Consider the following 12,046-nt stretch of genomic DNA (forward strand, 5'->3'; position numbering starts at 1 on the left):
CGATGAGACATGTGGACATGAGCGGGCTCACCGCCCCAGCGGCATGGACCGCCAAGACCAAACGCACCCTGGACGCCGTGAGGGCCGCGATGGCCGGCAACACCGAGCGCACTTTCACCGCGCACTGGACCGAAGACGCCGTACGCGACCAATTGCTCGAACTCGTCGGCAGCAAGTGCTGGTACTGCGAGACCCTCATCTTGCGCGCGGACGTCAACGTCGACCACTTCCGGCCGAAGTCCAAAGTACTCGATGTGCCCGGCCACCAGGGCTACTGGTGGCTGGCCTACGAGGTGTCGAACTACCGCGTCGCTTGCAAGCACTGCAACAGTGGCGGAGCCAGGTTCAACGGTGTCCCAGAAGGCCTCGCCAAAGGCACCCAGTTCCCGCTCTTGGCCGGCACGCGCGCCCGTCACCCACGCGACGACCTGAGCCTGGAACAGCCGCTGCTCCTGGACCCAGCCCGCAGAGGCGACCCCGACCTGCTCGGCTTCGACACCGCTGGCCACGCCCGGCGCAGTAACGCCCCCTACTCGCAGGCCGAGACGGACATCGGATTGTGCCGTGCCGACGAAACCATACGGATCCTTGCGCTCAACGACTCCCAGATCATCAAGCAACGCAGCCACCTCATGCAGGAGGTCGGCGTGCTCGCCCGCCTCGGGGACGCGCCCGGTGTCCAACAGCTGATCGACGCGAAGGTGGGGCCCCAAGCGCAGTGGAGCTCGGCAGCTGCCGCCGCCCTGGCCCTGCAACGCGCCTGCAACCGGCCCTTCGCCGCGCCTGCCAAGCCGGCAACGACGCCCGGCGGCACACCGGTCATCGACCCGGCACGCTCGAAGGTCGACCTGCAAGACCTGCTGGAACATCTGGATCCGGACGACTTGGAGGCCGGCATCACGCTCACGGGCCGGCACGACAAGAAGGTGCACCATGCAACCTTGAACAGCGAGGGCCAGATCGAAGTCCTGGGGCGTCCCTGGCGTACCCCGACCACCGCGGCCAGGGCCGCGACCGGCAGCAACAAGATCGACGGCTGGGAGTTCTGGCGGCTGACCATCGCCGGCATGGAGCAGACCCTCGCTGATTTCCGCGCCAAGCACTTCCCACCCATAGCACCGGCCTGAGCGGCGGGTGTCGGCAGTGAGGACGATGACGTGGCTCTCCTTGTTTGCTGCGTGATCCCGCGCATGGACGGCGCGCAGCGCACACTCAGAAGAGACCCATTCCAGAGCTCTTCGTTACGAACTGGTGCCACCCGGCATGGGTGACACCAGTCGAGCCGCAATCTTCACACCGCCCAATCAGTCATCGTCATCATCTGACTCGAAAAGCATTCCTGCATACTTGCTCCAGTCGGATCGCATATTCTTCACCCTATTTCGTGATCTCTCACTGGGAGTTTCATCTTCCATGCGAGCCCACGAGAAGAGGAGAAGCTTGAGAACCGTCGATGCCTCCTCATCCCCCCGCTCTATGATCTTGCTGATCGAAGAACCCACGGGATGTTGAGTGTTCACGCCTACTTGGAGAAGGCCAGGAAGGCTCTCCACGAAGAACATCTCGGGGCCCGACCAGCCTCCCGACACAAATCGGACGTACTGGGCGTCTTTATTGTTCGACTCCCGCTCCTCGCCCAGGACTGTCCGCGGCTCATTCGGCCCCTTCCGATCATGTTCACCATTCGCGGCCGACGGCTTCGGGCGTTCCGGCCCAGTCCCCGAGCCGGGCGGCGGCCCGGCAGCGAGGACTGGCTCGGGTTGGGGTTTGGCCTGATCAGGCCCAGGCCAGGCGCTACTTGGGATATCGTCGATCAGCCCCTGAAGCGGAGGCTCTGAATTTCCCTCGCCGTAGTGTACGGGAACCCAGAGCTGGCGGACATATTTTATCCGGTCCGCCGTCACATCTTCTCGCGCAAGCGAGATGAGGACGCCTATCAGGGATTCCCATCGGAGCCAGCCGGGAAAAGCCTTTCCTGTGAGCATATTGGCTACAGACTGATGTGAGATTTCATCTCTTGAGAAGGGTGAATTTGATACTTCTTTGCTGATCCTGCGCGTGCTTGGACAACCAGCTCCTCGATAGAGCTCGTGCACTGCTTCAAGCAGTCTCCGATGCGGTCCGGGCTCAAGCTCGGACTCCGATGGCATGGCAATGCGTCTAGCCCTCCCGCCCACCATTCCCCCTCCGGTCTATAGGATCTCTTTGGACTTCACGGCTTCATGAGGTCCTCTGTCACGGCCCTTGCAATTCCTTCAGCGATAGCCGCCCCCAAGGCAATGATGACCTTGAGAATGACGCTTTGCTTCTGCTCCGGCTCGGAGCCATCTGACGCTTCCCGCTTGGGGCTGGTGTCCATGGATCCAGTCTTGGGCTGCCGCGTGAGCGGCTACGCGGAACTGGACGAAACTTGACGGAAATTTACATGGGAGAACTAAAGGGCATGGACATGGCTAGTTCACCTCCCAGCCGATCGCGAGGGGCACTGTATGGGGCCGTGTCATGACAGGGCGCGCTGACGAGCTTCCTAGCAGCTGCCCTACGGCGGCCTGCTCGCACCACGGCCCAGCGATACCTCCACCCCTACCGTGTCGACTTCATCGGGGCGGCGACGTCCTCAGCCCCCACTCGCAGCCGGACGCAATACCGCGCCCGTCAACCCGAACCCGAAACCCCCGTCCGCCGCCTTCGCCTCGTTCGCTAACGCCTGGGTGGGCGGCTCGCCCCGGCATGTGCCGCCGCCCACCCACTCGTCTACTACGGTCGTCCGAGCGGGAACTGACTCCAGTGCGTCCGCGACACACCAATCAATCCCTCATTGCAGGAGCGACGTGAACAGGAACAGCAAGGCCTTTCAGCGGGCCCTCGGCCAGACTCTCGCCGAGCTGGCCTGCCGAGGCGTCACTGTGGGGCCCAACAGCGTCGCCGACGCGATCGAGCACAACATCACCACCGTTTCCAAGCAGCTCCGTATCCAGGAACAGGCGGCGTGGGAGCATTTCGACGCGGCCCGGCTCGCCGACACGATCGCCGAGCAGATGAACCCTCTCGAACCGGACCTGGCCGGCGGCCAGGCCCCTTTCCCTCCGATCGACAACCCCGAACTGGCCATGATCCTCGCTGGCGTACCCGACGCGTTGGCCGAGAGCGGCGGCGACCTCTACGCGGTGATCCTCAACGTCGCGGTGAACGCCTGGATGGCTGGCCATCTCCACGGCGAGGACGGCTGCGCCGGCTGCAGCTATCGTGGCGAGACCGGACACAACTGGCAGGCCCGGATGGACGCCATCACCACCGCCCAGCCGGACATCATCAAGTGGTTCGACCGTGATACCTGGACGGAAGCCCTTGAGAACGTCGGCTACACCGTGGAACGCCGCTAAGTGAAAAGGGCCCTGTTGTAGGCGTACTCGATGGCCCGCTGGTCCGTGCACTCCTCTTCGCCATCGAAGTCGATGCCGTAATCAAGGTCATCGGCGATGGCTCGGGTACGACGCAGCGCCTGGTACTTCTGGTTCTCTTCACGGCGCATGTGCGCCTCCTCTGCGGCCGTGCAGCCGTACCAGTGACCGGCCCGAGTGCGTTCCCGGTCCCATCGTCGCTGCTCCCGCTCCTTGAGCCTCGGGTTGTTGTCCACGAGACGCTGACGGGCGTCCAGCCACGCCTGCTGTCTGGCTGGAGCAACGCCGCATTGCTGGAGAAAGGCTTTCAGGAGGTCCTCGCTGGGCATCCGGGGCTTCTGCTTGGTGTCGAGGACGCGGTCGAGGGTGCTGTGCGGGAGCCGACCGCCAGCGCCCTCTTCGAGCGCACGGGTGGAGGGCTTCCCGGCTTGCAAGTGGATGTAGCGCATGGCTGTGCGCAGTTCGTTGACGGTGTTCACCATGCAGGGGGACAGTCTTCTGGGGGGATCGGGTTCAGCGTCCCATGCTGCGGCCCGGGCGGCCTTCAGGCGAAGTGAGAGCAGCTCGTTCGGGTCCGCCTCGCAGGCTTTGGCGAACGCGGTGACAACCTGCTCGGTAGGGATACAGGCGCCGCTGGCCGCGCTGCGGAGCGCGGCTGGACTGTAACCGTTGGCGCCCGGCTGCTTGCTGAGCTCCTGGTAGGTCCGGCCCGCAGCCGCCCGAAGTTCGCGCAGTCTCGCAGCCACGACCCGCAGGTGCCTTCCGCTGGTTGCAGGAATCTCCTTTTCCGGGCGTCCCATGGCGGCCGTCACGCGGTCCGAGGCGACGCCGCACGCCGGGCGGCTGCGCGTCGTCGGGCAGAGAGCCGCACCATCGAGGTGATGATCGGCAATGCGCTACTGGCGGCGGCGACCGCCTGCCGAACCGGCAGGTTGAACGCGGCGAGCACTGCGACCACCAGCACGACCACGATGATCACGACGTGCTTCGAGTCCGGGACCAGTCGCCGGGGCCGCTCCTCAGAGTCGACGCAGGCCGAGCGGACGGGATGAAAGTTGAGCATGCCGAAGGATCTCCTCGTCAGGGTGAGCGGGAGGCGTGGTGACAAACCACAGCTAATGGCAGCTGACTTCACTGCTTGACGGTCTGTCGGCTGCGGACCCAACGATGCCAAGGATCCAGCCAGTGGGGCCAACTCGAGAGTTTCGTTGATTCGTTTCTGCCCACGTACGTCTCGATCCTGCGTGATAGCTGCGACAGGAATGGCCGCAGGCGTGATCAGGTACGACGGCGTCAGTTGTTGCCAGATCCGCCCCAATCTTCCTGTGCTCCCGCCCTGGCCGCCGCCCGCACGCCGTAGGCCCGGCCATGAATTCCCAGGGCCTGGCCTGTGCCACCTGGCTAAACTCCCCGGCAACTGATCCAACAGGGGAACTCCATGTGGAAGCAGGACATCGGGACGTTTCCGGTCCGTCTAGAGGAGCAGGGGGACGAGTGGGTCCACCACTTGGGCCTTGCTCTCATTGGCCGCCCAGACCTCACGCTGTTCACAGAGGGGGAGATCGAGATCGCTCCGGCCCCCTACGGGCCGGTGACCAGTAGGCTCGTGGTCGGTCTCTGCGAGGACGGCATCGCCTGCACGGTTGTCGGTGACGGCGAAGCGACACCAGGCCAGGTCAAGCCATGGCAGGACGCGGCCAGAGTCGCGACGGCCGCGCTCGGCAAGAGTGACCGCGTCATCATGTGGGAAGCCATCATCGGCACCACGCCATACGCTCTGCCAGATGACCGAGTCCTGGGGGGCATCCTGAGCCTGGGGCCAGTGCTGCTGACCCCTGGTGGCGTCCGCATGCGCGAATACGTCACCCGCCACGAGTACGTAGCCGACGGCAGGCTCGGCGTCCGCCACAGCTTCCCGCTGATCGCCAGCGGCACCGTCCATAGCTACGACTGGTACGCCGCCCGGCCGCTCGCCGAACGCGAGTTGCACCTGACATGCGCGTTGCTGTCGTTGGTCACCGCGAGGCTCTGGAAGCGCCGCGGCACTCCCAGAGCCCGCACGGGCGACCGGGAGCCACTCCGTGTGCCAGCCTGCGCTGGCCCCACTTGGACAGTTCCCCACCTCGACGGGGAAGGCCCGTGGACCGAAGAGATCCCACCCGGCACCAAGAGCTTCGACCTCCCGCCCTGGCTCGACCATGCTCGCCAGGCGCTGGATGCTGACCCCGGACTCACCACCGCGATCCTCGCGCATTACGAGGCCATGAACTTGCACGACTGCCATCCTTCCGTCGCCCACCTCGCGTACGTGGCAGCGATCGAAGGCTTCGGGGCCCGTTTCGCCGCCCCCACCCGGTGCGACTGCTGCGCACGTTGCACCAGGGAGAAGGGCTTCGCCACGAAACGCTTCCAGAAGGCGCTGAAGACCGCCATGACCCAGCGAGAGGTGAGGCACCTAGCCGCCATCGCCTACCACTTCCGCTCGAGGACCGGGCACGAGGGCAGCCTGTTCGGCACCGAGACCACTTTTGGCTACGAGGATTGGCGTTGGTTCTCCATCCCGGACGAGGTGCTCTTCAACGCAACCTTTCTGGACGAGATCTGCAAGGCCAGTCGCCAGGTACTTACCAAGGCGCTCAGGACAGCCAGCGAGCAGTGGTCCGACAGGCCCGCCGCCCCGAACGCGCCGGCCTAGCTGTACTGACCCGTGAGGTTGGTGACGCGGCTGACGGGAGGCTTTCCCTGGAGCGCGGTGTGTCCGCGGTGGTGATTGTAGGTGTGGAGCCATCCAGGGAACGCGTCACGTCGCTCCTGCTCGGTGCGGTAGGGCCTGGCGTAGGCCCACTCGTCGAGCAGGGTGCGGTTGAAGCGTTCGACCTTGCCGTTGGTCTGCGGCCGGTAGGGACGGGTGCGCTTGTGCGCGATCCCGCTGGCCGCGAGGGCGTCGCGCCACAGCCGGGAGCGGTAGCAGGAGCCGTTGTCGGTCAGCACGCGCTGGACGGTGATCCCGGCCCGGGCGAAGAACTCACTCGCCCGGGTCCAGAACGCCGTGGCGGTCTCCTTGCGCTCGTCGGCGAGGATCTCGCTGTAGGCCAGACGGGAGTGGTCGTCGACGGCGTTGTGCAGGTAGCCGTAACCGGCGCCGGAGCTGTTCTTCTTCCCGACGGGACGGCCCAGCACCCGGTGGCCGCCACCGTCGGGGATGTTGCCGAGCTTCTTGATGTCGACATGGACCAACTCGCCTGGCGCGCAGTGTTCGTAGCGTCGTATCGGTCGGCCGGTGGCGCGGTCGAGGTGCGCGAGGCGGGCGAGACGGTAGCGGGTCAGCACGCGGTGCACGGTGGCCGGGTTGAGCCGCAGGAGGTAGGCGATGCGGGCCGGTCCCCAGCGTCGCAGGACGCGGACCTTGATGATCCGCCGCTCGGTGCGGGTCGGGGTCCGACGCGGGCTGCGGTGCGGCCGGCTGGACCGGTCGCCCATACCAGCCTCGCCGAGCGTGCGGTAGCGGTCCGCCCAGCGCTTGGCCGTGGTCGGCGAGACCTGGAAGCGCTCGGCGGCCCGCCGAAGCGGCCAGCCGTCCTCGACCACGCAGCGGGCCAGGCGCAGGCGTCCGGTCTCGGTCAGCGGTGCGTTACGGTGTGGCATGAGGGCCTTTCTGGTCGCCGGTGCAGATGTCGCAATCCACACCTGGCCAGAAGGCCCTCACTCATTTCAAGATCACCCGACCGTGAACCCCGTCACCAACCTCCGTGGTCAGTACACCTAGCCAGCTCCGACATCGTGATCCTCAACGCGCCACCAGATCGCTGGCGGGGGCAGTTCTCTGCTGCTCCGTCAGGTCACGCGCATGAGGCGCCCAGCTAACCGCAAGGCGCCCGGAACGGGAGAGCCGGGTCACGACCTCTGAGCAAGGCTGCTTGCTGAGGGATGTGCAGCTCCGAGTCCGACGACATCGGGCCGTTCATCGAGTAGCTCTTGCGTGGCGCGGTAGCGGCCTGGCAGTTCCGTCGTGCCGAGTCGGAGGGCGCGATAGGTTGGGTGACGCAAGGTCAGATTTGGCTGAGGGGGTACGGGATGACGGGTATCGAAATCGCGGTGGGCTACCTATTTGCGTGGGCTATCCGCAAGGCAAGCCGGGTCGGCGACCGGGTAGACGCGGAGGTCGACTACGTCCTCGATGAAGGGATGAACCGCCTGCACGACCTGGTGAGCGGGAAGCTCGGAGAGGATCCGGCACTGCGCAAGCTGGCCGAGGAGGCAGAGGCGGGGCAGGACCAGCTCAGTAACCGCACGGGCGATCGGGTCCGGCTGGCGCTGGAGGAGGCTGCTGAGCAGGACCCTCAGTTCGCCGGAGCGTTGGAGGGGCTTATCGAGGAACTGCACGCGCTGGACCGCCCCGCTGGAGCGACAGCGGGCTCGGTCAGCAACACCATTAGTGGCGGTACTCAGTACGGGCCGGTGCTGCAGGGGCGGGACTTCTCCGGCCTGTCCTTCACGCAGCCGCCCATCGCCAGGCCGGCGGTCGGTGCCAGCGAGGATGCGGCGTCTGGGCAGGGCTGAGCCATGACGCGGGGGACGACGAGCACCCCTGGAGGCGAGACGCACGACCGGGTCGCCAACCGAATCGCGGACGGCGTCGACTTCCAAGTCGTCATCCACGGCGAATCTCGCTGTGCACCTGCCGGCGCCGATCAGGTCGACCCTGTCTGGCCTGCTCAGCCCCCGCAGCCGCATCACCAGCCGCACCGAGCTTGTCGAACGGCTGATGAGCAGCCTCGCTCCTGACGCCGACGAAGGCTCGCCGGCGGGCAAAGGACAGCAGTGGTGATCGCTGTGACGAAGCTGTCTGGCGTCGGCAAGATCGAAGTGGCCGTCCAGACCGCGGCCCTGGAGCTGAAGGCCCCTGGCGGGTTCCCCGGTGGGTAGGTTCGAGGAGGCCATCGAGGTCACACGCAGGCCGCCAGCATCTTCCGCGAGGCCGGCGATCAACGCAACGAAGATGAAGCACTGAAGAACCTCGAGATGTGCCGGGGTAGGGGACGTTCGGTAAGGTCGCGTCAAACTGCGGCCCTACCATCGATGCGAGGTGGTGCCCGTGACAACTTCAAATGAAATCAATGACGGCATCTTCTTCAATGCGGTCATCCAGGGACGTGCAATCACGGTTCAACTACCACCGTCAATCGCGCCTGCCCTTAGCGGGCTACCTTTGCGCTCGCGAACGTTCGCAGGGCGCTCCCAAGAGCTCAGCTCTCTACTCGATCAACTGGATCCGAGCACGCGGCAGACGACAAAGTTTGCTGCCGTTGTAGGCATGGCAGGGGTGGGAAAAACTGAGCTTGCTCTGCAGGCAGCTGCGGAGGCTGAGAAAAAAATCGGCTGGTTTCCTGGCGGGGTACTCTTCATTGATCTCTTTGGCTACGATAGTGAGCGATATCTGTCACCCGAACAAGCACTGGGCTCGCTGCTCCTTGCCCTCGGAATTCCAGGCGATCAAATTCCGTCGGACCTAGGAGATCGGACGCGCTTCTACCGGTCGATACTATCAGCCTACGCCAGCCGGGGTAAGAATATCTTGCTAGTGATCGACAACGCTTCCAGCGATAGGCAGGTCGAGCCACTGTTGCCATCGCACGACGGTGGAGCAGCTATCATTACTTCTCGCCATTCACTAGGCGTAGGTGCGCGCACCTTTGATCTAGGGGTTCTTGAGCTATCAGCCTCGGTCGAGCTTATTCAACGAGTCCTGTTCCAAGCCCGCGGAGAAGACGACTCACGAGTCGTCCGTGAACAGGAGCAGGTCCATGCTCTGGCCAAACTTTGCGGCAACTTGCCTCTAGCGCTGCAGATCTGTGCAGCCCTTCTTGCCGATTCCCCGTCCCGACCTCTCTCTTCTCTCGTCCAAGCGCTTTCAGTGGCCCACACAAGGCTTGACCGTCTTAAGCGCGAGGACCGCGCCGTTCGGGCAGCCTTCGAGCTCTCATACCGCCGGCTGAGCGAGCACCAGGCCCGTGTTCTTCGGTTGCTGCCGCTCAATCCAGGACCAGATATCGCCTCCCGCTCTGCCGCGCACCTCACGGGCGACCCGAATATCGAAGTCATCCTCGAGGATTTGGCCCGCGCCCACCTGATTGAGCCCGGCGCAACATGGGGACGCTGGCGGCTGCACGACCTAATTCGCCTCTACGCCGACGAGAAGGGGAAGGAGCATGCCGAACTAGACGAACGTGACTTCTCGCTGGAGAAAATCCTATACTTCTATCTCGTCACGACGACCTCGGCCAACCTAATCCTGAGGGAACGCACTGGACACGGAGAGGATGAGACTGAAGCCCTCACATGGCTCGAGGAGGAGCGACCGAACCTCGTGGCTGCCGTCCAAACCGGCCACGAAATCGGAGCTGATCTCGCCGTTGCACTGGATCAGTTCTTTCATCTACGTCGTTATTTCGACGATTGGATCGCCGTCAATAAGTCGGCACTGAAGACGCTCCGGCTGCAGAGCGATTTGCGTCGCGAGGGCTGGGTGTTGAGCAGCCTCGCGCAAGTCCTCTATCACGTTCGACGCTTTAGTGAAGCCCTCGAGATCAGCAAAGAGGCACTTGATGTCTGCCAGAGGTCGGGCCATCGCTATGGCGAGGTAGCAGCCCTGAACGCGTCGTCACAGGCTTTGTACCACCTCGGTAGATATCGAGAGTCGGTCGAGGCCGGCCTCAAGGCCGCAACAATCCTCCGTGAGCTTGGCGACCCCGAAGAGGCTAAGGCTCTCGGCAGTCTCGCACTAGCACTTCAAGAGCTAAACGTCCATGAGGCGATTCAGCTCCATAAACATGCTGTCTCGGACTGTCAGGCCCGGGGGGACCGCCATGGGGAAGCTGCAATGCGAAACCTTCTCGGAATGGCACTGAGGAAGGCGGGGAATTTTAGCGAGGCAGCGGAGGAGCACCGGGCTGCTGCTAACTTCTTTCAAGAGTTCGGAGATAGCCATGGCGAGGCCGCGGCGCTCGGCAGCTATGGCCTAGCACTGCAGGATTCGGGGCGCCATGCAGAGGCCATCGAAGCGCATCGGCGAGATGTGCAACTCTGCGAGGAAACCGGCGACCGCCATGCGCTGGCTGAGGCCCTAGACAATCTCGCGCTGGCCCTTCGAAGAATCGGGCAGGCAGACGAGGCTGTCGCCGTTTATCGCCAGGCAGCCGCAATATTCCGGGAGATGGGGGATCTCTCTATGGAAGGTATGGCGCTGGGTGGCTCGGGACGGGCCCTCGAGGAGGCGAGGATGCCTGACGAAGCCATCCATGCGTATCGCGAAGCCGTGAATTCTTTTCGCGCCGCAAACGATCTAGAAAACCTGCTTATGGCTCTTGAGGCCCTCGGGATTACACTTCTGAAAGCCGGGCTAAATGAGGAATCCGATGAGGTCCGAGAAGAATTCCTAGCCCTCCTCTACTCAGTCCAGGACCCTCACTAATCCCGACGCCCACCGGAAAGCAGGATCTGCATCCGGCGATTTCGGATCGTGGTTGACTCCTATTGGCGTCAACCACGATCCACGGACAACCTATAGCCACTCAGGCGTGCCGATTCCGAGCACCTCTATGCCCTGGCGGAAGGTCTGGCCCCTGGCGCGCGCCGTCGGTCGTGCGCTCTTCCGGGGCAGCGGCTCCCGCTATGCATGTCCGTTCAATTCGCGGAGCGCGCCAGGATGGGCTCAGGTCATGCACCAGCCGGAGTCGCATCCGCTGTCGTCCGACTCTTCTGGCCGGCTCTCCGGTTGGGCGGGGATTGCTTCGGTGAGGGGACGGCCGTACCGGGTGAGGTACACGGAGTCGCGTCCAAGGGCGGCGCGGTGGCGGTTCACCATCTGCTCAACCGCGACGGACTTGGCGAAGAGCTCGGGTTCGTTCTGGCGCTGTTCCCTCCAGGCCGCCACGGTACGGAAGGGACAGAAGAAGCACGAACTCTTGGGCGGGACAGGCAGACCCGCGCCCTCGATGATCTGCTCGCAGTCGCTGCGACGGAGCCGCAGGTCGAGCAGGGGGTATTCGACCTGCTCGTGCGGTTCGCTCCGTCGACGGTTGGCTCTATGGATCTCGTCGAGGGAGATTCCGATGCCGACCGTAGCGGGTTGGTTCGCTGTGGCTCCCTGCCTACGGAGCCATCGGCCGATGACCTTAATCTTGAAGTCGGCCGTGCAGGACCGGCGTCCGGGCGCGCCGTTCGCCATTCTGACCGGGATCGGGATGGATCTCGCCTCCGGTCTGGCGAGCCTGTCCATGAGGGTCTCGGTGGAGCCGTCACGGCGGGTCCGGTACAGGTGGTGGAGTTCGATACCCGCGCTTGCCGCGAAGGGCGCCGCGACGTCGCGAATGTAGGCGAGGGTGGCGGGGTGTTCGCTATCGTCCCCAACATTGGCGAACAGGAAGGTGCTGTAGTCGATCTCACCCTTGGCCGCGAGGACGAGGAGGGCGGTGGACTGTACGCCACCCCCGTAGGAGATCACCTTCAGAAGCGGATCTGGTTCGCGCTGACCAGTTGCTTGGTTGGCGTCATGGGCTGGCGTTGTATGCGTCCGGGCGTGGTGTGACATGAGGTCCCTCCCTGTGGCAGCCTAACTCTCAGATGAGAGACTCTATTGATCAAAA

11 protein-coding genes are annotated in these 12,046 nt (G+C 64.3%); 5 read left to right on the plus strand and 6 right to left on the minus strand.

The features are described 5' to 3' along the window. The first annotated feature begins 17 nt into the window (after positions 1-17). A complete protein-coding gene (locus ACIRYZ_RS14555; protein ID WP_402943637.1) occupies positions 18-1,127 on the plus strand; it encodes an HNH endonuclease in 1,110 nt (369 codons plus the stop codon). 177 nt (positions 1,128-1,304) lie between these two features. On the opposite strand, the gene ACIRYZ_RS14560 is transcribed toward ACIRYZ_RS14555, so the two are convergent. Both ACIRYZ_RS14560 and ACIRYZ_RS14565 read right to left on the minus strand, forming a co-directional pair. After that, positions 1,305-2,096, minus strand: a complete 792-nt coding sequence (locus tag ACIRYZ_RS14560; RefSeq protein WP_402943640.1) for a hypothetical protein — start codon at positions 2,094-2,096, stop codon at positions 1,305-1,307. 116 nt (positions 2,097-2,212) lie between these two features. Next, positions 2,213-2,359 carry a hypothetical protein gene (locus tag ACIRYZ_RS14565; RefSeq protein WP_402943643.1) on the minus strand — a complete coding sequence of 49 codons (147 nt, stop codon included), beginning with the start codon at positions 2,357-2,359 and terminating at the stop codon, positions 2,213-2,215. A gap of 472 nt (positions 2,360-2,831) precedes the next feature. Here ACIRYZ_RS14565 and ACIRYZ_RS14570 point away from each other — a divergent pair, with 472 nt between their 5' ends. Beyond that, the gene (locus tag ACIRYZ_RS14570; protein ID WP_402943646.1) at positions 2,832-3,383 is read left to right on the plus strand and encodes a hypothetical protein; all 552 of its coding nucleotides are present in this window, start codon (positions 2,832-2,834) and stop codon (positions 3,381-3,383) included. Here the strand turns inward: ACIRYZ_RS14570 and ACIRYZ_RS14575 are convergent. Both ACIRYZ_RS14575 and ACIRYZ_RS14580 read right to left on the minus strand, forming a co-directional pair. Beyond that, positions 3,380-4,213, minus strand: a complete 834-nt coding sequence (locus ACIRYZ_RS14575) for a helix-turn-helix domain-containing protein (RefSeq protein WP_402943648.1) — start codon at positions 4,211-4,213, stop codon at positions 3,380-3,382. The two genes, ACIRYZ_RS14570 and ACIRYZ_RS14575, sit on opposite strands and share 4 nt — an antisense overlap. Next, complete coding sequence (locus ACIRYZ_RS14580; protein WP_402943651.1) at positions 4,210-4,380, minus strand: hypothetical protein; 171 nt, start codon at positions 4,378-4,380, stop codon at positions 4,210-4,212. Before ACIRYZ_RS14580 ends, ACIRYZ_RS14575 begins: the two co-directional genes overlap by 4 nt. Before the next feature lie 459 nt (positions 4,381-4,839). Between ACIRYZ_RS14580 and ACIRYZ_RS14585 the strand changes: the two genes are divergently transcribed. Continuing rightward, on the plus strand, positions 4,840-6,096 hold the full coding sequence (locus tag ACIRYZ_RS14585) for a hypothetical protein (RefSeq protein WP_402943654.1): 1,257 nt from the start codon (positions 4,840-4,842) through the stop codon (positions 6,094-6,096). Here ACIRYZ_RS14585 and ACIRYZ_RS14590 read toward each other — a convergent pair. Beyond that, on the minus strand, positions 6,093-7,046 hold the full coding sequence (locus ACIRYZ_RS14590) for an IS481 family transposase (protein WP_402943657.1): 954 nt from the start codon (positions 7,044-7,046) through the stop codon (positions 6,093-6,095). The two genes, ACIRYZ_RS14585 and ACIRYZ_RS14590, sit on opposite strands and share 4 nt — an antisense overlap. A gap of 429 nt (positions 7,047-7,475) precedes the next feature. On the opposite strand from ACIRYZ_RS14590, the gene ACIRYZ_RS14595 reads away from it, so the two are divergent. After that, a complete protein-coding gene (locus tag ACIRYZ_RS14595; RefSeq protein WP_402943659.1) occupies positions 7,476-7,961 on the plus strand; it encodes a hypothetical protein in 486 nt (161 codons plus the stop codon). A 535-nt stretch (positions 7,962-8,496) separates the two neighbouring features. Next, entirely contained in the window at positions 8,497-10,872 is a 2,376-nt protein-coding gene (locus ACIRYZ_RS14600) for a tetratricopeptide repeat protein (RefSeq protein WP_402943661.1), read from the plus strand. A gap of 240 nt (positions 10,873-11,112) precedes the next feature. Here ACIRYZ_RS14600 and ACIRYZ_RS14605 read toward each other — a convergent pair whose 3' ends face one another. Next, positions 11,113-11,991: a phosphoadenosine phosphosulfate reductase gene (locus ACIRYZ_RS14605; protein ID WP_402943664.1), complete on the minus strand. Its 879-nt coding sequence runs from the start codon at positions 11,989-11,991 to the stop codon at positions 11,113-11,115. Positions 11,992-12,046 lie beyond the last annotated feature (55 nt).

This window comes from Kitasatospora sp. NPDC101155 (genome assembly GCF_044768305.1).
In the GTDB taxonomy this organism is placed as follows: Bacteria; Actinomycetota; Actinomycetes; order Streptomycetales; family Streptomycetaceae; genus Kitasatospora.

Excerpts from the sequence above, each read along its gene's own strand:
- ACIRYZ_RS14585 (WP_402943654.1), top strand. The coding sequence starts at position 4,840 with ATGTGGAAGCAGGACATCGGGACGTTTCCGGTCCGTCTAGAGGAGCAG.
- ACIRYZ_RS14565 (WP_402943643.1), bottom strand. The coding sequence starts at position 2,359 with ATGGACACCAGCCCCAAGCGGGAAGCGTCAGATGGCTCCGAGCCGGAG.
- ACIRYZ_RS14590 (WP_402943657.1), bottom strand. The coding sequence starts at position 7,046 with ATGCCACACCGTAACGCACCGCTGACCGAGACCGGACGCCTGCGCCTG.
- ACIRYZ_RS14555 (WP_402943637.1), top strand. The coding sequence starts at position 18 with ATGAGCGGGCTCACCGCCCCAGCGGCATGGACCGCCAAGACCAAACGC.
- ACIRYZ_RS14595 (WP_402943659.1), top strand. The coding sequence starts at position 7,476 with ATGACGGGTATCGAAATCGCGGTGGGCTACCTATTTGCGTGGGCTATC.
- ACIRYZ_RS14605 (WP_402943664.1), bottom strand. The coding sequence starts at position 11,991 with ATGTCACACCACGCCCGGACGCATACAACGCCAGCCCATGACGCCAAC.